Annotated in this window: 19 protein-coding genes; 5 read left to right on the forward strand and 14 right to left on the reverse strand. The window is 51.4% G+C overall.

The features are described 5' to 3' along the window. Positions 1-6 precede the first annotated feature (6 nt). The 11 genes from ACFVQB_RS24215 to ACFVQB_RS24265 form a co-directional block, all read right to left on the reverse strand. Positions 7-1392 carry an MATE family efflux transporter gene (locus ACFVQB_RS24215; RefSeq protein WP_379445196.1) on the reverse strand — a complete coding sequence of 462 codons (1386 nt, stop codon included), beginning with the start codon at positions 1390-1392 and terminating at the stop codon, positions 7-9. 19 nt (positions 1393-1411) lie between these two features. Continuing rightward, positions 1412-2380: a hypothetical protein gene (locus ACFVQB_RS24220; RefSeq protein WP_379445199.1), complete on the reverse strand. Its 969-nt coding sequence runs from the start codon at positions 2378-2380 to the stop codon at positions 1412-1414. Further along, positions 2373-3530, reverse strand: a complete 1158-nt coding sequence (locus tag ACFVQB_RS24225) for an acyl-CoA dehydrogenase family protein (protein ID WP_379445203.1) — start codon at positions 3528-3530, stop codon at positions 2373-2375. The genes ACFVQB_RS24220 and ACFVQB_RS24225 overlap by 8 nt, the downstream gene beginning before the upstream one ends. Beyond that, positions 3527-4264, reverse strand: coding sequence for a hypothetical protein (locus ACFVQB_RS24230; protein ID WP_379445207.1), 738 nt, complete (start codon positions 4262-4264; stop codon positions 3527-3529). Before ACFVQB_RS24230 ends, ACFVQB_RS24225 begins: the two co-directional genes overlap by 4 nt. Before the next feature lie 28 nt (positions 4265-4292). Then, complete coding sequence (locus ACFVQB_RS24235; protein WP_379445211.1) at positions 4293-5237, reverse strand: 3-oxoacyl-[acyl-carrier-protein] synthase III C-terminal domain-containing protein; 945 nt, start codon at positions 5235-5237, stop codon at positions 4293-4295. Between the two features lie 18 nt (positions 5238-5255). Then, positions 5256-6089 (reverse strand): hypothetical protein, encoded by an 834-nt coding sequence (locus tag ACFVQB_RS24240; RefSeq protein ID WP_379445215.1) that lies wholly within the window; start codon positions 6087-6089, stop codon positions 5256-5258. 44 nt (positions 6090-6133) lie between these two features. Further along, positions 6134-6394 carry an acyl carrier protein gene (locus ACFVQB_RS24245; protein ID WP_068964052.1) on the reverse strand — a complete coding sequence of 87 codons (261 nt, stop codon included), beginning with the start codon at positions 6392-6394 and terminating at the stop codon, positions 6134-6136. Between the two features lie 18 nt (positions 6395-6412). Next, positions 6413-7699 (reverse strand): diaminopimelate decarboxylase, encoded by a 1287-nt coding sequence (gene lysA, locus ACFVQB_RS24250; protein WP_379445219.1) that lies wholly within the window; start codon positions 7697-7699, stop codon positions 6413-6415. Further along, complete coding sequence (locus ACFVQB_RS24255) at positions 7700-9088, reverse strand: preATP grasp domain-containing protein (RefSeq protein ID WP_379445223.1); 1389 nt, start codon at positions 9086-9088, stop codon at positions 7700-7702. Continuing rightward, a complete protein-coding gene (locus tag ACFVQB_RS24260; protein WP_379445226.1) occupies positions 9027-10037 on the reverse strand; it encodes a 3-oxoacyl-[acyl-carrier-protein] synthase III C-terminal domain-containing protein in 1011 nt (336 codons plus the stop codon). The genes ACFVQB_RS24255 and ACFVQB_RS24260 overlap by 62 nt, the downstream gene beginning before the upstream one ends. 112 nt (positions 10038-10149) lie before the next feature. Continuing rightward, complete coding sequence (locus ACFVQB_RS24265) at positions 10150-10446, reverse strand: hypothetical protein (protein WP_379445231.1); 297 nt, start codon at positions 10444-10446, stop codon at positions 10150-10152. 183 nt (positions 10447-10629) lie between these two features. On the opposite strand from ACFVQB_RS24265, the gene ACFVQB_RS24270 reads away from it, so the two are divergent. Continuing rightward, the gene (locus ACFVQB_RS24270; protein WP_379445236.1) at positions 10630-11880 is read left to right on the forward strand and encodes a helix-turn-helix domain-containing protein; all 1251 of its coding nucleotides are present in this window, start codon (positions 10630-10632) and stop codon (positions 11878-11880) included. A gap of 87 nt (positions 11881-11967) precedes the next feature. On the opposite strand, the gene ACFVQB_RS24275 is transcribed toward ACFVQB_RS24270, so the two are convergent. Continuing rightward, positions 11968-12195 carry a hypothetical protein gene (locus ACFVQB_RS24275; protein WP_379445240.1) on the reverse strand — a complete coding sequence of 76 codons (228 nt, stop codon included), beginning with the start codon at positions 12193-12195 and terminating at the stop codon, positions 11968-11970. Positions 12196-12297: 102 nt separating this feature from the next. After that, positions 12298-12717, reverse strand: coding sequence for a metallothiol transferase FosB (gene fosB / locus ACFVQB_RS24280; protein ID WP_379445244.1), 420 nt, complete (start codon positions 12715-12717; stop codon positions 12298-12300). Between the two features lie 167 nt (positions 12718-12884). On the opposite strand from fosB, the gene ACFVQB_RS24285 reads away from it, so the two are divergent. From ACFVQB_RS24285 to ACFVQB_RS24300, 4 genes are all read left to right on the forward strand, one after another. Next, complete coding sequence (locus ACFVQB_RS24285; protein WP_379445249.1) at positions 12885-13784, forward strand: glucose 1-dehydrogenase; 900 nt, start codon at positions 12885-12887, stop codon at positions 13782-13784. 203 nt (positions 13785-13987) lie between these two features. Then, positions 13988-15598, forward strand: a complete 1611-nt coding sequence (locus tag ACFVQB_RS24290; protein WP_379445253.1) for a gamma-glutamyltransferase family protein — start codon at positions 13988-13990, stop codon at positions 15596-15598. 419 nt (positions 15599-16017) lie between these two features. Continuing rightward, a complete protein-coding gene (locus tag ACFVQB_RS24295; RefSeq protein WP_379445257.1) occupies positions 16018-17025 on the forward strand; it encodes a BMP family lipoprotein in 1008 nt (335 codons plus the stop codon). Between the two features lie 27 nt (positions 17026-17052). Further along, positions 17053-18705, forward strand: a complete 1653-nt coding sequence (locus tag ACFVQB_RS24300; protein WP_379445260.1) for a methyl-accepting chemotaxis protein — start codon at positions 17053-17055, stop codon at positions 18703-18705. A 479-nt stretch (positions 18706-19184) separates the two neighbouring features. On the opposite strand, the gene ACFVQB_RS24305 is transcribed toward ACFVQB_RS24300, so the two are convergent. Beyond that, positions 19185-20855: an NAD(P)H-hydrate dehydratase gene (locus tag ACFVQB_RS24305; RefSeq protein WP_379445264.1), complete on the reverse strand. Its 1671-nt coding sequence runs from the start codon at positions 20853-20855 to the stop codon at positions 19185-19187. Positions 20856-20915 lie beyond the last annotated feature (60 nt).

The raw sequence follows: 20915 nt of genomic DNA on the forward strand, positions 1-20915 counted from the left end.
TTAGAGTCAAGTCTGTGTGGAATATCCCTGACTGGAAAGAGCTGCTTCTTCCTCTGTAACTCCTGACTCGTATGAAGACGGCTCTACATAATCCCGCTTTAGCCTTCGCATGAAAGGTAGGAAGAAAGACATGCCTATAACGTTCATGCCAGCAATAACGCCATAGAAATAGATAACCTGATTAAACAGGCGAGTCAGTCCCCATCCCAGTAAGATAATTAGCAGAAAATATATTGCATTAAGGAACATGGCCTGATACCCACGCCCGCTCTGTTCCATTGTAAGCAGCGTGGTCATCATGGGACCCATACCAATATAGGAAAGAGCAACCACAGAAAGATAACGTGCAGCTTCCGCACGAGATGCCGCGTCTTCAATCAGGAATGCAGTAAGTGGTTCTCTCCAGATCCAGATTGCAATAGCAATGATTGCATAGAGAGCGAAGGATTGCAGCAGACCTTGACGATAACTTGCGTAGGCCCTTGGTCGATGAGGCGACTGCAAGTTGTGATTGATCATGATGCCGATCGCGGAACCAATCACAATGCCCGGCAGAATCGCCATCGTCTGGATTCGATACCCGACACCAAAACCGGCAACGGTACCTTCACCAAAGTGGCTGACGATTTTATTAAAGAAAAAGGTGCTCAGAAAAATCATGCAGTATGAGATGAAAACGGGAATCCCTACATGTCTGAGTGCAACAAAATGCTTCTTCGCAAAAACAAAGTGTTCCACAAGTATTTCTTTGCGAACGAAAAGAATGATCAGGGAGATGAGCAAGGATAATGTCGATGAGATCAAGTTGGCATAAACGATCCCCTTCAGATCGAGCCCGAACATCGATACAAACACATACACAAGGGAAATATTCAGCATAGCCATGCCTACTGAATTCCACGAAGCGGCTTGCGCCCGGCCCAGACCCCGAAGCGCCGCACCACTTACTGCTGCCAGAACAGCCGGAACACCCCCGATCATCATGCCCGCCACGTACAGCGTAAACATGGGAGCAATGTCGGCAGGTACGGCATAAAACCATGACAGCGCGGGAGTCAGCAGCATTACAAGGCCGCCTGTAAGGATAGCAAGCAGCACTGCACTTCCCATCATATGGACAAATAACTGTGTAAACGCCCGTGAACCCCCGGCACGACTACGCGCCACCGCCACCTGAACCGAGAGCTGCATCGCTTCAATGATAGCAATCATAACGAAGGAGACCGGGATGTACAGCGACAGGACATAGAGAACGCTCTGGCTCGTATGTCCCATGAAAAATACGTTAGCCAGTTGCGTAATTACATTGACCAGTGAAGCAAGCAGCATCGGGACAGCCGTTCGCAGCAGCAATCGCTGGATCGAACCGACCGTATAATCGATTCCTTGCATGGTGACTCACCTCCACAATTCATGTTGTCTTGATTTCCTGATTCATTGCAAGACTGCTGAGCAATGGCAGATGGATCACGTGTACACAGCAAGCGGATATCATGCGGTCCCCATCCCACGAAACCAGCACTACCCGTTCTTTCGGCCTGATAATTCCTCGCTGCAGTTTTTCTGCTAGTTGTATCCATACATCCCCGCTCTGATAATCCGCATATGGTACGCATACGGTCTTGTCAGGACCTATATGCAAAATGGAGTTGTCGCTTATGTGCAGCCCCAGCCTTGACTGAAGGATCATATGATCAGCTGTGCAACCATCCATCAGTTCACGGATAATATCCTGTACCTGGGAGGCAAAAGAATCGACTTCGCCCGACTGGATGATCCTTTTGCCGACATAGCTTACTTGCAATGCGCCTTGATTGGTGCACGCCTGAAGGGCAACCGCCATATCGGCCGTATCGCCACGCTTCTCGGTTTTCAGTCCATATCCGGCCTGACCGTCATCATGAAATACCCGCTGTTCCACCAGTACAATGGCAGCACGCTCCTTCCGACGTATGCTCCACTGAGCCGCCTGAATGGCTTCCGTACCGGCCAGCGCACCCATATGTGATAGCCCAAGCGGATAATCAACGTGCCATGCAGCCGTTTCGAGCATACGGGCAAGGGGGGCATTCAGAGCATGACGTTCAGGGCAAGTCTGCGCAAAAATCAGCCAGTCCCAGTGCGCCTCCGTAGATAACCGTTCCATCACCATGAGCGCAAGATCACCAGCAGTCAGGCGTTTCCCATCTGCCATGAGCGAACGGGTCAGCGTTCCCACGCGGCCATAATAATGATCTTCCATATATATGTGTGGGGAAACATAAAAATAATCATCCGGTGTTGGCCAGTCGAGGGTATACAGATGATCCTCCGCGGTTAACCAGCAGATATGATCCACATAAATGGGGTCGAAGTCAGCATAGCGAAATGGTTCAGGCATGCTGCATCTTCCCGTTGGCATAGGCTTGGAACACATTGATTTTCTGAATGGAAGTTGTTCCTTCCATAAACTCGAAGGCTCTGGCATCGCGATACCATTTGTTTAACAAGGGATGTTCCATCATGGAGCCGGGTCCCATCATTCCCAGTGCCAATTCCGTCGCTTCCTCGGCCAGCGCAGCCGCGCGAATTTTACTAAGGGAAGCGAGATACCCTTTCTGGGCATCATGATCAATCTCTGCCGCAGCATTGCGAATCATGCTGCGAAGCGAATGCAGACGCATCTCCATTCTCTCCAGCTCTATCTTCTCCCGTTCCTTGAAAATGGATCTGTGCTCCAGTACGTAATCGTACGCAGCCTGTGCAACACCAAGCGCCAATGCCGCTACGCTAGGGCGCATGCGATGGAATGTACGTAGTGCCCCCCATAACCCCCGCTTCGTAGGACTAAGATGACGGCCGATGATATCCTTCTCTTCCAGCGGGAAGCCTTCAAACTTCAAATGACTGATCTGCAGCGCGCAGAGTCCCATCGTATCCAGCGGGGTCGCCGTAAAACCCTTCATCGAGGGATCGACAAGCGCGATCTGAATGCCGAGAGGTGTCCGATTGGTCTGGGCAAACACCAGGCCTACACGCGCACGGCTTCCATTCCCAATGTAGATTTTATGACCGTTCAGCTCGATTTCCCCGCCAGGCTGACGCGTGATACGTGTACCGATATCCGTGGCATCCGAGCCCTTCTCCGGCTCCGACATGGCAAAAAAGGCCCATGACGCGCCCTTCATAAAATGGCTATAAAAACGTTCCTTCTGCTCCTCATCGGCGAGATCGGTCATGACGATGCTGGACATCGAGGGACCCGGGCCGCCCAGAAAAGCTCCGGCATCTCCTGTGGCCAACTTCTCAATCGTGATCACCCTCTCCAAGGAAGAGAGTCCATAATATCGCTCATTGCCTATGGTTACGATCGGTTGACCGCCATACTCCGGTGGAATCATCATATGATTGATGGCCTGCATGGAAGGCAAATGCAAAAATTCATGAATCCGTTCTGGTTCACGGTCGATTAAAAGGCCGACCTCGCGCAGCTCCGCAGCATACTCTTGCATGACATGCTCAAAGACCGCAATAGTTGACGGTGTGATCATCGATAATCCTCCTCGCCTGTTAACAACAGCATGTTTTTCACCAGTTGGCTCGTATATATATAGGAAGATACACCCTGTCTCAAAAATCCGAAGCCTCCACCCAAACGCTGAATCTGTCTGAAAGCCTCATCCAATTCCTGATGAATCCACGCGTGGACCCGGCGTAACGGAAGGTCTGGCTTCGCTGACAGGTATTGGTCCTGAGGCAACGTTTCCGTCATGTAAAGCGTTGTCAAAACATCAGCGACCATGCCTTTTACCAGTTGATGCTGAAGGGTGGACTGCCCTCCGGATATGCGACCGGACAAATGCCTGCGCATCTGCTCCAAACCAGCCCTGCACAATTCGGCTCGGAATTGGAGCAACCTTGTTCTCAAAACTTCGTCCCAAGTCGTTCCCTCGCCATTGCCAAACTTCTGGGGCTCCTCAGCCGAATTGAACCGTACACGGTATAGCTCAATCCCGGAAGGCTCAAGCATCCGATCCTGCACAAGCACGGCATGTAACTGGTCCCAACCATACAGCCCTCCTGCAGTTTCATGCCAAACCGCAGGCTCTTGTTCAATCAGACCCGCTGTCGCCAGCATGTATGCCCCCGCAGCCAAAAGCACGGGACGGTTGTTCCATCGCACGGTTGCGTCTTCCAACAAATTCGAAATTGAAGCAACAGGATCACCTGCCGCCTGCAGGCCCACGGATCTCGCCCCCGCACCCTGGAATTCAATGACGTGCATTGCCACTCCTCCTGTTCCCTCATTCTTCTTATTCTCCATGCCTCACCAATGCAAAACCAAAAAAGCTGCCCAGCCCGATGCTGACCATGACGGAGCGTCCTTTCGTGCAAACCCAGTCCTGTTCCAGTCCCGAGCTCAAATTAATAAACGGATCCGTGGAGAAGGTATGGCCGATTCGCTGAATGTTATCCAGATAGATCCGCTCCTGCTCAAATCCGGTTCTTCGCGAGAATTCCCTCCAGGTCGTCCAGTTGACGTTATGGGGAAAGATATGATCCACATCTTCAAGAGTCAAGCCTTCCTTGGACAGCAGCTCTTCCATGCCTTGAATGATATGATCCACATACAATCGATTAAATGCCGTGATCTCATCGGCGGTGGCGTGATAGCCCGTATGGAACCGGGTATCCCGAAAAATATGCGTCGCCTGAATGACGTGCTGATGACTATCCCTGCTTAACAGAACGGCTACAGCGGAATCGCCCAGGATTGCCGACTTGCGTAGATAGCGCCATTCAGAAGGCAGAAAATTGAATTGATCCGCGCAAACAAGCAGCACATTCTGAATGTGAGGCTGTGTTTGTGAAAGACGTTCAAGCCATTGAAGAGCCGCTATCGACGAAGCACAGTTCATTTGGGATATGCCATAGAAAGGGACATGCTCCATTCCGAAGCGTCGTAAGACACGCTGCACAAGCCTGTAGTCGCCGGGTGTCTGCACCTGGAAGGAATGGACATAAAGAACAAGGTCTATTCCGGCGAGAGACTGCCTGGTCTGAAGACGTTCCACAGCCTGCGCAATCGTATCATCCAGCATCTGACCAGAATCTGTAACAGGTACGCCTTCCAAGTGATGGCATTTACGCAAAAACTGAAGTTCGCCCGTTCCCAGTTCCAAGGCAGCCAGAACTTCTTCCGGTTGCTGGATTTGTTCAGGCAGGTAGACGCCAATATCCACAATACCGAACGCCACTGTGCTCCCTCCTCCTTGTTACTGACTGTCCACCCTTGCATCGCCAGTTTGGATTAACAACGCATGAATAAATGAATCGGTTTTCTCCAGATGCATAAGGCATATGTACTCGCTCCTATCCTTCTCTTCCAGAAGCTCCTGCAATGCGAAGAACGGAGCCGCACTCCAGCGTGATGGATCGTAACACCCCTTCCATTCATACTCCTCGTACCATGAAGTGCCCGTACATTCCTGCTCCAGATCAGGGTGGATGAGCAAAGTAATCTGATTCTGGTAAATGGATGTCTCCTTGCACAATTGATCCAGTACCAGAGCAGCCGTATCGGATATGGACTGGTCGGCATATCGCATCTCCACGCCCAGCAGGCAAGGTCCCTTGCCTGTCATCCGGTCGAGCAACATGACTGCAGCCGTATCCGGCCCAGGCGATTCATTCAATTCCATGGTTTCATAGGGGAGAGCCGTCTGATCCATGATCAGCAGCATACCCTTATTGAATCCCTCCCGGTTCAAATAATGCTGAAGCATATGGAGTGCTGCAAAGGGGGCGCCAAAACCAAGATCGTTTACCGCAAAGCTGATAAAGCGCGCTTGATAGCGATCCATCAAATAATTCACGATCGAAATATCGGGACGAATATTCGGGAAATTGTAAGCAAGCAGCAGCACATCTACATCCTGCATAACCTGATCAAGCCCTGTCGCTTCCAATAGCTCCACGCTCATATCGTGATAGGCATTGTTGTTACGCTCTTGCAAAAGATGAACATCATACTTTACCGGAGTATTTGCAAACATATCCCGGTGCAAGCGCAATAAATCAGGATGCTCGAATGGAGGATGGCTGTCCAAGAAAAGCCTGACCCCCATCTCACGAATGGCAACAGGCGAAGCCATCAAGCCGCGATAAGCTGCTTCTCAATATAAGCAGCCAGAGAGCCTACCGTATCAAACACATCCGGCTCCAGCTCGTCCGGATCGATCTCGAGACCCTCAATCCGGTCCTCCAGCGTCATCAGCAGTTCCAGAACCGACGTCGAATCCAGATACAGTTCGTCAAATAAAGAAGTGCTCAATTGGATATCCTGTCTGGCTTCCGTATTCAATACTTCAGCAATGGCACCCTTAATCTCCTCAAGCAATAGTGCAGTTGTCATGTTCATCATCTCTCCTTATCAATTGGTTATTGCGGTATGGGACACTTGTATCAAACGCTGTTTGCCCAGCAGATCCTCTGGAGTATCCCTATCCCGAATTAGATAGGCCTCTCCGCCAACAATTAGAACTTCAGCAGGACTTCCGTGACTTAGAAAGTGCGTTGGAGAAGCTGTTGGCCCATAGGCTCCGGAGTGAAACACGCCAATCAAATCTCCTTGCATGATGGGCGGAAGCTGAACACGTTTGCCCACAACATCGTTGGGTGTACACAAGGGACCCGTGATATTGTACTCGGCTACAGGGGCTGCTCCATAACGCGTCAGGGATGCAATCGGAAAGTTGCGTTTTACGTAGGAGCCTGTACCTACCGCTGCCATATGACAGTTCGTTCCGCCATCTGTCACGACAAAGTTTTCTCCATACGATTGTTTGACGTACAAGGCGCGGCTGACCAACATGCCCGAGGTGCCTACCAGATAACGCCCAAGCTCCATAAACAGCCGCGTATTCGGGTGTCCGAGACGAAAGGCTTCAAACTGTGGATTTAATTGTTCCGTTAGTAATGCAATGGACAGGGGCTGCTCACCTTCATGGTACGGCACACCCAATCCCCCGCCGACATCGACCATGCGCAGCGTAATATCAAGCTCATGTTCAAGGCGCTCAGCCAGATCCAGAATATGCCGGGTATTCTCGGCAATCGGTTCTACCTCCAGCATGCGGGTTCCCATGTACACGTGAAGTCCCATAATTTCCACATGGGAGCAGCTCTCGAACAGCTTCTTCCCCTGAAACACACTCTCTTCATCCATGCCAAACTGGCGTGGTTTGCCGCCCATAGTCAGCCTTGATCCTTTTACGGAAAAGGAAGGATTCACTCTCAGCGCGACCGATACAATTCTCCCTTCCCTGGCAGCGATCATCTCAATGCGCTCAAGCTCTTGGAATGATTCGCACACGATAGCATATATGCCATAATGTATACACGCTTCAATCTCATCATCGCTTTTTCCAGGCCCAAGAAAAATAATGCTGTCCGGAGCCACTCCTGCCTTTAGAGCCGTGTGCAACTCCGTCAGGGAACACACCTCCGCCTGCGCACCCATTTCTTGCAGCATGTGTACAATCGAAACATTCGGATTAGCCTTTAATGAATAAAATAGCTCCACGTGGGGCGTAAGCGATCCCCTGAGCTCCTGATACACCTGTCGCAGTACTTCCCCGTCATAAACATACAGGGGTGTCCCGAATTTCTCGGCAATTTCCGAGATGGGCAACTGTTGAATCTGATACTCTGCGGACATTCACATCACCTCATTTATGGAAGTTAATACGGCTTCTACCGATTCGTCGATGGCTCGCAGCCGTTCAGGAGAGGGCGCAATAATTACGCCATACAGACGTCCGGAAAAAAGGCTGCCCTCACTTTTGAATGCCGCATTGACCGTGGCAAAGTTGTTGATGAACAGCCCTTCGCCAGCCTCTGGTGTGAACATCAGCCCACCCAGTCTGGAGCGTAGCTCTCCATATTCCAGCAAACGCTTGAGACGAAGTGCGTATTTTTTGGCGAGACCAAACATGCCGTCTGGAAGCCAACGATCTTGAATGTTCGTCTGATATGTAGACATGTTAAACCTTGCATTGATTTCAAGGTTGGGCCAAACCGTGCCATCCTCATCCAGAATCGCGTCCATGCCGGCAATGCCGTAATATCCATCCCGATGCAAGGCTGCACCGATTTGCAAGGCTGCCTCCCGAATAATGCCAAGTTGAATGTCATCCAGACGAGAGGGCATGAGATGTCCCTGATGTACGCCTTGTTCTACCAGTGATTCCTTTACGCCGAGGAATTCGACTCCACCGGACCGATCGATGAGGATCTGGTAATTCAGGTCACAGATTTTGTCGATCCATTGTTCAAGCACATAATTGACCCTGCGAATATCCTTTTTACTCGCCTGCTTCTCCAGCAAGCTCATACATTTGTAAAACCGGCTTTCATCAGAGATCACGGTAATGCCTTTGCCCGACACGCCCATGGAATCCTTCAACACAAGGCGTCCACCCTGCTCAAGTACAGGCTTCAGGCGCTCAAAACCGGATGCAAGCTCTTCCAGGGACGTACATTCTACGCCTGGAATTTGGCGAATGCCCAGCTTGGCATTAAGGCGGCGCGAATAGCCTTTGTCATTCACCTTGCGAAACACGTCTGCGGACGGAACGGCAAGAGGAATCCCGGTAAGGCGGGAGAGCTCTTCTTCCTGCTCCGATGTCCCGAAGGGGACCAAATACGTAGGTGTGTCGGGATTCTTGGATAGTTGACGCAGCTTCTCCAGCGTATCTGGACAACTGAGAAGATTAGCAGTGATGTTCAGTGCAGGCTCATTGCATTCCGCAGCAATGCACCGCGACTGCCCAAAGCCCAGTGAATGCGCCTCTGCCATGAAGGCTTGATCCGGCAGACTCTTAAGCAAAATGATATCGTTCTCTCCGGCCAGAAACAGTCCCAATTCTTCCATCCGGTTTACGACGTCTGCAGCCGAGCCGATACTCAATGAAGGTAGCTTAAGAATCCCCTGCTCACTCCAATATTCTTCAACCTCAAAATTGTTCAAATATATAAAAGTAACATTATGCCGACCCGTTAACGCCCACTTCAACTTGCTCGAAAAATCGGTCAACACTGTCGTCACGACTACCGCCTCCAATTCCTGCAAATTGCATTACCGCTACGCTGAAGGTAACCCCAAGACCAACTGTAACAAGCAGATAATAATCATCCGGTTGCAGAAGCTCCTGCTCCAGAACAGCTTGAAGGTTGATATACGGATCTGAACAGAAGCAGTGACCAATCTCCTGCACATTTGATGTATACATACGTTCGAGGGGATACGATAATCGGGCGGCTACTTTTTTCCAGGAGGATAAATTCACATTGTGCGGTACGATATATCGAATGTCCTGCAGTGCAAGTCCCGCCTGCTCCACAGCTGTAAGAATGGCATCACATAGCCGTGGCGTGTATATCTCCTGGAATTCCCTTTGTAATTGAGGATTTCCCGTAAGCACATTACAGTACTGACCTAGCGTAATATTCGTAAGACCAACCATACGGCTTCCATCTCCGATATTACCGACCAGGACAGCAGCGGCTGCCTCTCCCATCACGGTTGTGTTGGGAATCAACTGCACAACGGGGCTAAACGTTTTCTCCCCTGTCAAAATTAAAATATGATCATCCGCTTCCAATGAAGGCAGCAAAGTTTCGGCAACATTCAGGGCAACCAAACCCGATGCACAGTTCTGCTGCGTAAGTGAAAACGCGATGGCATGCTGCAATCCATACGCCCGTTTCAGGCCCTGCAAAACTTTCATAGGAAAGGGGAAATTTTCCTGAATTGTGTGGCAATAAATGATATACTTAATCGAAGCAGGAGCTACCTTCCGATGGTTAACCACCTGGGTAAGCACACGCCCGAGCAGGGCCGCCAGATCTCCATCCCTGTCTTGCCGAACCTGTTTCAAACCATGAATTTTTTCCAGTACTTTTGTCTGGGCACTGTTGAGTCCCAGAGCATCATTCAGTTCCCGGATGGGTACGATATGTTCTGGAATGTAAGACCATATTTGCTTAATTTGCATCGGCTCAAAACACCTCGTTCTCACCAACGTGCGAATTCTCTCTGAATATAGGGAGAGAGCTTCCGTGGAAGCTCCCATCTATGAATCTACGTAATACGGTAAGTAAGTAAGATCAGGCACGGGCTGCTGCCGCACGAGCTTCTGCTGCGCGAGCCGCTGCTGCACGAGCCGCTGCTGCACGAGCCTCTACTGCACGAGCCTCTACTGCACGAGCCTCTACTGCACGAGCCTCTACTGCACGAGCCTCTACTGCACGAGCCTCTACTGCACGAGCTTCTACTGCACGGGCTTCTACTGCACGGGCACTGACTTCACGAGTCTCACCCAGTACGTTAGCTTCCATTTGTGCTGCTTCGATTTCTTTGCGTTTCAGTTGTTCCAGTGTAATGGGAGTCGCTTTAAGGACCATTCATTTCTCCTCCTTTCATCTTGGATACTATCATTCTATAATCTCCCAAATTGGAATTAAACTGTAAATGGAGGTAAATGCCCCTTACACGCCTTGCCCCTTGTTTTTGCCTACTCCATGGAGTCAACATACAATCCACAATTCTAGTAAGATCAAACTATATTTAAGGGACGGTGAATGAACATGGTCGGACCCAAAATCCGGGAAATCCGGGAGCAGCTTGGACTTTCGCAAAAGCAACTGGCGGGAGAGGACATGACGCGATCTTATATCAGCCTCATCGAAAAGGGCAGAGCCGTTCCTTCCCAACGTATGTTGAAGATCATCGCAAAAAGATTGAATACACCCATGGAGTATTTTTTGGAAGGAAATACAGGAACAGATACAGATATTGGTGAAGCCGTGCTGGACAAGGCAAAATTATATTTTGAGGAAAACAACGACCATGCTTGCATTCGAATGGCACATAACGTGCTCACATTGACCAAGGATACACTAGACCAGACAGAGGCCTACCTCCTGATTATGCGCAGCCATAACCGGATGGGAGAACATCGGGAAGCCATGGACAAGGGAGAAGCCGCCGCTTTTACGGTTACCCGCACTGGAGATCGGGGTCGTATCGTTCAATATTATCTGGAAATGGGGCGTTCCGCTTTTCATGCAGAGCTGTTTCATGCTGCGCGGAAATATTATGAACAGGCGCATACTTACAGCAGCAGGCTTAAACACCTGCAGGATGATCATATTCGTGCACTGACGTATCTTGGGACCACACATTTGCGTTTGGGGAATGTCGATCAAGGCCTGGATTTCTATCATAAAGCAGAAAAAGAAGCCCAGATGGCAGGACAGCAGGAACTTTATGGTGAGATTACGCTTGGTCTGGGCAAAGCCTACTACATGTCCGAACAGGAAGGGAACCTTTCATTAAGCCAGAAATGGACTAAAACTTCGGCAGATTCATATAAACGAGCAAAGAGTGACTCCTATGTGCTGGCCCTTCACAACCTTGCCGTAATTCAGCTCCATATGGGGCAAAAAAAAGAAGCCCTTCCCTTGCTGGCTGAATGCGCCGAAATATACGACAAACGCAAACTGCCCGACAAAAAGGCTTCCATATTGGAGGAAATCAGTAAAATCTATCTGGAGGAACGCGAACCGCTACAGGCAGAGGCTGCCATCAAAGAAGCTCTCCAACTGCTGGATCAGCGGGATGAAGGGATACTGCGGGCAAAACTATATCGTCTTCTCGGCGTGGTGTTCCACGAAAAAGACAATCCGGACGAAGGTTATTACTTTCTACGAATGAGCCACGACCTGCTAAAACGTATCTATGCAGAGCGTGAAGCTAACATCAGCCACCAATTACTCCTCTTAAGCAAACAGGATCGTAAAATGGAATATAGCGACTACAAATCATTTATCAAGTAAAGACAAATCCTATCTTCTTCTAACAACTACAGAGACAGACGAAAAGGTTTTATAAAAATGCAGGGTCTCTGGTACAGAGGCCCCCATTCATCTATGAGGAACCGGATCATTCAGATCAAGCAGCGTTACAGGTGGAAATTCGTCATTCTGCTGAACCGAAATTTCAGCAAGCCCTGTGCGTTCCCCCGAATTGGTAATCCCCCCCGTAAAAACGGAAACCAGCATGACTGTGGCCATGCAGAGTCCACTTGCAATTACCCGTAATTTGCATCCTTTGCTCTCCACGCCCATCTCTCCTTCTGTATCGTTTGGCATTAGATATATCCCATATCCTCTGCGATCCTAAGACTTATTTTACGGATAATTGCAGTGACATTAAACACGTTAATTACCATTTACCTCCATTTACATATAATCTTATGGATAAAAGGTCATATGAGTCTTCTCTTCACGATAAAAATCCAGCCTTTGCTTCATGTTGCCTGTATGCAGTTCGAACAGATGACCATCAGGATCGGTAAAATACACGGATAACGCATCCCTCGGGTCACGAGGTCTTCCGGGAAGAATGTCAGCCCCGGCTGCTCGCAGCTGCTGCACAGACTCGTCGAATTCCTCTTCTTTTACGGTAAATGCAATATGTGTATACGTTCGTTCCGTATAGTTGCGAATGACTTCTTCCTGATTCAAAGCGATCCACAGTCCGGCAAGTTCGAAATATGCCAGCTTCCTGCCTTTCACCTGAATACGGGCACCTAGAGCCTGCTCATAAAAGGTAATGGACCGTTCCAGATTGGATACGGAAAAGCACAGATGATTAATCCCCTGAATATTCATTTGGCTCCTGACACCTCCACATATAATGAACTGTTGCAATACCTACATCCTTATTATGGTATATCTCGCACCAAAAACAAATGCCCTTCTTCCTTCTGTCGCACCTTCTACTGGGCGAATGCATAGTTTAGGCGTATGAACGAACGTGCGAGGAGGATGTAAACCGAATGAATCCTGTCTATCCTTTTTACGGTGAGAAAACGGTGTGCAAGCCACAAAAGCTGGCTTTCCCACCCCAGCATCAGGACCAGCAGCCAGGTCTGGAAACCCTGATGGTGCCTGAACCGATCAGCGAAGATCCTGCCTATATTGGCAGCTGCAAGCTGGAAGGCAAGGTTGCGATTATTACCGGTGGTGACAGTGGAATCGGCAGAGCGGCAGCGATTGCTTTTGCCAAGGAAGGTGCAGATATCACCATCGCTTATCTATATGAACGGACAGACGCCGAAAGGACACGTGAACGCATTGAAGAGCTGGGACAACGGTGTCTGTTAATCGAGATTGATCTACGGTTGAAGAAAAACTGCGAGGCTGTCATCCGAACGACCATGGAAACCTTCGGAAAGATTGATGTTCTGGTCAACAATCATGGCGTGCAGTACGTACAGCCGAGCATAGTTGATATTACGGAAGAACAGCTGTACCACACGTTCCAGACGAATGTGTTTGCCTACTTTTTTCTGATTCAGGCGGCTCTCCAGCATCTGTGCAAAGGAGCATCCATCATCAATACGGCTTCCATTACGGCCTATAAAGGTGAAGTGCAGCTCATCGATTACTCTTCCAGCAAAGGGGCTGTGGTCTCTCTGACTCGTGTACTCGCCAAATCGCTCGCTGCTCAGGGCATTCGGGTCAATTGCGTCGCGCCCGGACCAATCTGGACACCGCTCATTCCTTCCAGCTTCTCCGCTGAAGATGTACAGGTATTTGGAACCGAGACGCCGATGGGCCGTGCAGGCCAACCGTATGAACTCGCGGCTGCCTACGTCTATCTCGCTTCTCGCGATTCTTCCTATGTCACCGGAGAGTGCATTCATGTCAATGGCGGCGATATGGTAACGACCTAGTCATCTGGAGAACACCTCGAATCTTTGAAAAAAATACAATGACACTGAATGAATGCAGCTGTATCATCCCCGTTCACGGGCCATGTCAGGTTGGATTTCATGCTGTCAGCAGGAGATCACGTCACCTGTTCCGAAGAGGGTTAGGAGTAATTGATCCGGCAAGCCGGAACCTGACATCTTGCGACAAGGAGCTGAACAACCTGATGAACTACGATCCACTCTACCAACCGTATCCGTCTTACCGCGTGCCCGTCTATGCCAAACAAGGCATGGTGGCCACTTCACAGCCTTTGGCTGCGCAAGCCGGTCTCGATGTGTTAAAAAAGGGCGGCAACGCCATTGATGCCGCTATTGCCACCGCTGCTGCACTCACGGTGCTGGAGCCAACGTCCAATGGCATTGGGGGCGATGCCTTTGCCCTCGTCTGGACCGAGGGCAAGCTGCATGGCCTGAATGCCAGCGGGCCTGCGCCTCAGAGTATATCGATTGAGGCGCTCAAAGCGGCAGGCCATACGGAGATGCCGAAGCTTGGGGTCATCCCGGTGACGGTTCCTGGCGCACCGGCGGGTTGGGCTGAGCTGAGCCGCCGATTCGGGCGGCTCACGTTGGCGGAAGCGCTGGAACCGGCTGTCCGCTACGCGGAAGAAGGTTACCCGCTTGCGCCGGGGCTGGCCCGCCATTGGGCACGGGCAGCCGACATTTATGCACGCCAAGGCGATGCAGAAGCCGGGCGAGCATGGTTTGAGACGTTTGCCCCGGGCGGGCGTGTTCCCGCCGTGGGCGAGATGTGGCGTTCGCCGGATCATGCGGCTACACTGCGCCGGATTGGCGAGAGCGGAGCGCGAGACTTCTATGAAGGCGAGCTTGCGGAGCGTATTCACTCTTTTATGGCAGAGCACGGAGGTTACCTGACCAAAGAAGATCTGGCTGCATTCCAGCCTGAATGGGTTGATCCAATCTCGGTCTCCTATCGTGGATATGACGTGTGGGAGATCCCACCGAACGGTCAGGGGCTGATAGCTCTTGCAGCGCTCAATCTGCTGAAAGGCTTTGATTTTGATGAAAAGGAATCCGTCCTGGCATACCACAGGCAGCTGGAAGCCATAAAGCTGGCGTTTGCCGATGGAGAGAAATACATTACCGAGGAACGCAAAATGGGCGTAACGGTGCAGGAATTATTATCTGAAGCGTATGCAGACGAACGGCGCAAGCTCATTGGCGATAGGGCACTTCCGCCTGAAGCAGGCGACCCAAAGGCAAGCGGAACGGTGTATCTTGCAACGGCAGATGGTGAGGGTAACATGGTTTCCTTCATTCAGAGCAATTATATGGGCTTCGGCTCCGGGCTGGTTGTGCCGGGCACAGGCATTACCCTGCAAAACCGGGGACATAATTTCTCTCTTGATCCGAATCACGCCAACGCACTGGAGCCGGGCAAACGGACATATCATACGATCATCCCGGGCTTTCTCACACGCGGTGATGAAGCGGTCGGACCATTCGGGGTCATGGGCGGTTTCATGCAACCCCAGGGTCACGTGCAGGTCGTCATGAATACGGTGGACTTCCACCTCAATCCACAGGCTGCGCTCGATTCTCCGCGCTGGCAGTGGACCAAAGGCAAAACGATCCTGGTTGAGCCCGGATTCCCTCAGCATATTGCACAGGCACTTGCCCGCAAAGGGCATGATATACAGGTCGCCCTCGATCCGTCGATGTTTGGACGCGGCCAGATCATCTGGCGCAACCCGGACAACGGCGTATTGTGCGGCGGCACGGAAAGCCGGGCCGATGGCTCGGTAGCAGCGTGGTAATACGCTGCAAGTGCAGCTGAATGAGAGCGGGAACGTAGCGCTCAGGAGTATTGCATATGCTGAGCGAACCGGGAAAACCGTTCATATATATGAATGTCTTGATTCATGATGTGTAGTCATTCATTTGGTTTGGTTTCAGGAAAAGGCAAAGAAGAGATCTAATCGGTCTCTTCTTTGCCTTTTTTTATCTTCCTTTTTCCCGTTGACCAGCAAGACGTATTACAGGCCCTGTATCGAATTCATGCCTCTTCAAATGTAAATTCCATGTATAATTCATGGGTTTCATTGGAATTTCATTGAGTTTTCGTAAATTTTCATCCTTTCCCATTATGGAGACTCTGCTGCCGTCCGATATACATAGAGAGGAATTGCTCACCTCACACGTCATCTCCATCTTATAGAAAAGAGGGCATACGCACATGAAAACACAATGGAAAATCAAATTCGGGTTCACCATGATGATGGCTCTGGTTGTTCTGATGCTGGGAGCATGTTCGGCAACCGATAAGGTGTCCCCCGCAGATCAGCGAACCAAAGTCGGAATCGTTCTTACGGATGTCGGCTTGGGTGATCATTCTTTCAGTGACGCATCTTTTGAGGGATTGGTACAGGCAAGAAACGAGAACAGTATTGTTTTTGATTACAAGGAGCCGGGAAAGGATTTGACATCCGAGGCAGCCTTTGAACAATTTGCAAAGGATAAGGTTGATCTGATTATTGGTCTAAGCGACACGATAAAAACCGATCTGGAGAAGGTTGCTCAGAAATATCCCGATCAGCACTTTCTCATCATTGACGGGCATTCCGACCTCCCCAATGTGACTTCCATGTCCTTCAAAGCAGAAGAAGGCAGCTATCTTGCAGGCATCATTGCTGGTTTTGCAACAACCGAAGACCATGTAGGCTTCTTGGGTGGAATGGATATTCCGGTGCTTCACGATTTCCAGCAAGGGTTTGAGCAAGGTGTAAAGGCCGCTAATCCGGATGCCACAGTCCATGTCGTGTACGCCGGGGATTTCGGCAATCCTGATCTTGGAGGAAAGCTCGCGGCACAGATGATTGAGGAACAACATGTTGACGTTATTTACGTTGCTGCCGGACTTACCGGTATAGGCTCACTTTCGGAGATTCAGAGATTGGGTAAATACGCCATTGGCGTGGACCAGGATCAGTTCTTTTTAGCAGAAAAAGCAGTACTCACTTCCATGCTCAAAAATGTAGATGTCTCTCTTCATAACGCCATTAGTACGTTCATTCAGAACCAACATTCATTTCCCGAAAAAGAAATGTTCTATGGTCTGGCAGAAAACGGCGTAGGTTTAACCGCCCTACATAACATCACCCTTACGGACGAACAACAGCAAACGTTCGAAGATTTGAAAGCACAGATCGCTTCCGGCAAAACCAAAATTACCCTAGATCATTAAACCAATTGCTAATATGGAGGCACGCTTATGAAATTACAGGGAAAGCTGATATTGAATGCCATAGTATCGTTACTGTTATGCCTTTTGCTAGTAGCTTATATCATTATTCAATTGCTGAGCATGAATGCCAAAAATCAAAACCTGGTACCTGCCATGTTAAAGGTCACTGAGTTAAACGCCAACCAGATTCAGACCGAGCAGGCGCTCGATGTATACTCGTTCTCCATGACGGCTGGTAATCAGGATAATGTAGCACGATTGCTGAATGAAGGTAAAACCATGGTAAAGCAGCTCACAGAAGGCTTGCTGGAAACAGATGAACAGCTTCGCCTGATCCAATCCATCCAAACAAAATTGGCCGCTCTAGACACGGGCGCCACCGAAGCCATCACAGCTATGAACAGTTCGGACGCCAAACGTTTCAGTTCACGGGTCAAAGGCATACAAAATGATATCTATATGCTGGATGAGGTGACCCGGGATCGATACGACCAATATACAGTAGATCTTGAACAAGACATTCAGCGGACCTGGCAGATTGCTCTCGCCGGTGCCATCGTCCTGCTTGTCGCTGTCCTGCTGTTCAACATGTACACTTCACGAAAATTGGCGAGACGCATCCGCACCTTGAAAGAAGCCGCAGGACAAATTGCGAACGGCGATCTTACGCAGCAGCTTTCGGAGACACGAGGCAAAGATGAGCTGGATGACTTAAACCGCTCCTTCCGCCTTATGACAGGGAATATTCGCAGTATCATTCAATCCATCGGTGCAGCAGGAAATCGTGTGGATGGAATGGCGCAGGATATTGATCGCGGTAATGATACGGTGCAGGCCATCGTGCAGCAAGTATCCCGAACAACCGAAGAACTGTCGATTGGCAGTCAGAAAATTGCTGAAGATCTAAGTGACACGGTCATGGTCGTGGACAAGATGCAGCATATGTTTGCAAGCAATCTTCAGGCGACTTCACAATCGGCCATCTATGGTAATGAAGTTTTGAGTTCCGTGCAGGAGGGACATATTGCCGTACAAGAACAGCTTCGACTGGCTGAAGTCAACCGGATTGCCATGTCTGAGGTAGAAAAGACTGTCCAGGAACTGGAGGAGAGCGCCTCCCGGATCGCAACCATGACTGCCTATGTATCAGGCATCGCTACGCAGACAACCCTTCTGTCTCTGAACGCTTCCATTGAAGCGGCACGTGCAGGTGAAGCCGGACGCGGCTTTGCTGTCGTCGCGGGGGAAGTGAAGAAACTGGCCGAGCAATCGGAGCAATCAGTGCAGCATATCTTTGCGGCTGTCGGTGAAATCACAGAGGCTATGGGCAAAGTGAAAAACTCTGTGACACAGAGCATTCAGCTCTTTGCAGAACAGGAGCAGGCCACTGGAAAAACCGGCGAATCCTTCTCCGGAATTCGTCACAGTGTAGAGCGGATCAGCACAAGCATTAACCAGCTTACAGAAGACATGCAGCAGTCCAGTGAACTTAGCGCACAGGTTCAGCAGGCGATTGAAAACATAAGTGCCATTACGGAACAATCGGCTGCAAGCAGTGAGGAAATTACAGCTTCAACGGCTGAGCAACAGCGTTCGTTCGCCGAAGCAAGCACCAAGGTGAAAACCCTGCGGGATATCAGTGCGGAGATGCATCAGGAGCTTTTACGGTTCCGGTTGTAGCCGAACCATAATAAAAGAAAGAAGAGCACCGCTGTACCGAAGGCAGGAAGGGACTTCCCTTCTCGGGTTGAAGCGCTAATCCATTCTAACGAATCGACCACAACTTAATTGGAGGATTTGGGTCGAATGCACAGTTTAACGAACTTCAGTCACGTTATTCTCGTTATACTGGTACAAACTTGCGCCAGAATCTGCCGATCAGTGAAATAGCGTCGCTGGCATTCGTTAAAGCGCAGATCATTGGAAAATGCAGCTCATAGCGTGTACTCGGTTCGTTAAACGGTATTCACACTAAAAAGGGATGTCCACGTCATGTCGATGACTTGCGGGACATCCCTTTCTTGATGTTATGGATAGTTCATTTGCTTCTGTTATGCACAGGAGGATGCAGGGCGTGTTCTTCCTGTGTGTACTTCTTGCGTGTACTTCTTGCGTACACTTCTTGCGTGTTACTCACCGTCTTCACTCGTGCCCCTGGTTTACAGTGCATCCATAATATCCCCGGCGAGCAGGGATGCCGGATCACCGCGCAGCAACGCGGCTCTCTCCGCTGCCTGGCCGTGCAGGAACACGCCAAAGGCGGTAGCCTGCTCCGCGCTTAGCCCTTGGGCGAGCAGACCGGCGATGATACCGGTCAATACGTCTCCCGCACCGCCGGTTGCCATGCCGGCGTGCCCGGTGGTGTTAATATACGCCTCGCCGGATGGCGTTGCGATGACCGTGCGTGCTCCCTTGAGCACCAGGGTCACGCCCTGCTCGCGGGCGTATTGTGCAGCGTGTCCGATTCGGTCACGCTGCACTTCCGGGGTCGACATGCCCAGCAGTCGGCCCATCTCCCCAGGGTGCGGCGTCAGGATAGTCGCCGCACTTCGTTTGCCCCAGTCGCGAGGCCCTGTTGGGCCAGCGTCTGCAAGCATGTTGAGGGCGTCCGCGTCAATGACGAGTGGGCGATCCGTGTGCTGCCACAGACGGCGCAGCCAGTCTGTGTCGCCCTTGAAGCGACCGAGGCCCGGGCCGGTCGCGAGCACGTCGCGGCTTTCCGCGAGACGCAGCACGGCGTCTGCGGAAGCCGCGTTCCATTCGCCGCTGTCGCCATCTGCGGCGGCAGCGAGCATAAGCTCGGGCACGGTGCCGATGACATGCGGCAGCAGTGCCGCGGGCAGCGCCCATGTGGCGAGCCCGCAGCCAGCGCGCAGCGCGGCCTTGGCCGAGAGCAGGCCTGCGCCGCTCATCGGCAGACTGCCTGCGGCCAGCAGCACGTGGCCGTAAGTGCCTTTGTGGCCGTCCGGTGCCCGGAGGCGGCCCGTATTCACGCGCAGCGCACGGCGCAGCACCTCTTCCGTCAGCAGACGGACCGAGGGGCCATGCTCCGGCGCAAGGCGCGCGGGAATGCCGATGGAGCGCACCACGATGCGCCCCGCGGCAGATGCGCCCGGGTACTGCACCAGCCCGCGCTTAAGCAGCGCGAGACATACGGTCACCCGGGCCTGAATGCAGGGCTCATATACCTCCCCGGTGTCGGCATTCAGCCCGCTTGGCACATCGGCGGACACGACCGGCTTGCCGCTGTCGTTCGCCGCCGCAATCAGCGCCGCGTATGCTCCGCGCGGCGCCCCCCGCGAGCCGGTGCCCAGCAGCGCATCCACGATGCCTGTGCACCGGCCGAAGTCCACGGCTTCGCGCCCGTGGACCAGAGCAGGGATGCCGAGCTGCGCGGCGGCATCCCGCTGCACTGCGGCTTCGCCCCGCAGTGCAGCAGGCGCATCGGCGTAGACCAAAGTCACGCCGAGCCCCGCTTCAACCAAATGGCGCGCCGCAACCAGCCCGTCGCCGCCATTATTACCCTTGCCGATCAGCATGTACCACTGCTGATCGCCGGGTTGCTCCATCACGAGCGCCGGATCGGCGATGATGTCGCCACCATGAGCAGGCCGATCACCGGGCCCGGTGTGCGCCCCCTTCCGGTTACCATCGCTCCAGCGGCCCTGCTGCTCCGAACGGCGGTCAACATCGTCTTCCCGGCACAGCCGGATAACTTCCTCAGCGATGGCTCTGCCTGCGTTCTCCATCAGACTGGCAGCAGGAATGCCAAGCTTCTGAATGGTATGCTCATCCACAGCTCTCATCTGTTCAGCGGTTACGATAAACAACGTTCATCCCTCCCCGGTGACAACCCTTTTAGAAATAATTACTGCCTATTAAACCTTAAC

The sequence above is a fragment of the Paenibacillus sp. NPDC057886 genome (assembly GCF_042796655.1).
Lineage (GTDB): Bacteria > Bacillota > Bacilli > Paenibacillales > Paenibacillaceae > Paenibacillus.

Coding starts and splice junctions, on each gene's coding strand:
- fosB (WP_379445244.1), bottom strand. CDS start 12,717: ATGAATATTCAGGGGATTAATCATCTGTGCTTTTCCGTATCCAATCTG.
- ACFVQB_RS24245 (WP_068964052.1), bottom strand. CDS start 6,394: ATGACAACTGCACTATTGCTTGAGGAGATTAAGGGTGCCATTGCTGAA.
- ACFVQB_RS24300 (WP_379445260.1), top strand. CDS start 17,053: ATGAAATTACAGGGAAAGCTGATATTGAATGCCATAGTATCGTTACTG.
- ACFVQB_RS24230 (WP_379445207.1), bottom strand. CDS start 4,264: ATGCACGTCATTGAATTCCAGGGTGCGGGGGCGAGATCCGTGGGCCTG.
- ACFVQB_RS24215 (WP_379445196.1), bottom strand. CDS start 1,392: ATGCAAGGAATCGATTATACGGTCGGTTCGATCCAGCGATTGCTGCTG.
- ACFVQB_RS24275 (WP_379445240.1), bottom strand. CDS start 12,195: ATGCCAAACGATACAGAAGGAGAGATGGGCGTGGAGAGCAAAGGATGC.
- ACFVQB_RS24285 (WP_379445249.1), top strand. CDS start 12,885: ATGAATCCTGTCTATCCTTTTTACGGTGAGAAAACGGTGTGCAAGCCA.
- ACFVQB_RS24295 (WP_379445257.1), top strand. CDS start 16,018: ATGAAAACACAATGGAAAATCAAATTCGGGTTCACCATGATGATGGCT.
- ACFVQB_RS24290 (WP_379445253.1), top strand. CDS start 13,988: ATGAACTACGATCCACTCTACCAACCGTATCCGTCTTACCGCGTGCCC.
- ACFVQB_RS24265 (WP_379445231.1), bottom strand. CDS start 10,446: ATGGTCCTTAAAGCGACTCCCATTACACTGGAACAACTGAAACGCAAA.
- ACFVQB_RS24220 (WP_379445199.1), bottom strand. CDS start 2,380: ATGCCTGAACCATTTCGCTATGCTGACTTCGACCCCATTTATGTGGAT.
- ACFVQB_RS24270 (WP_379445236.1), top strand. CDS start 10,630: ATGGTCGGACCCAAAATCCGGGAAATCCGGGAGCAGCTTGGACTTTCG.
- ACFVQB_RS24225 (WP_379445203.1), bottom strand. CDS start 3,530: ATGATCACACCGTCAACTATTGCGGTCTTTGAGCATGTCATGCAAGAG.
- ACFVQB_RS24260 (WP_379445226.1), bottom strand. CDS start 10,037: ATGCAAATTAAGCAAATATGGTCTTACATTCCAGAACATATCGTACCC.
- lysA (WP_379445219.1), bottom strand. CDS start 7,699: ATGTCCGCAGAGTATCAGATTCAACAGTTGCCCATCTCGGAAATTGCC.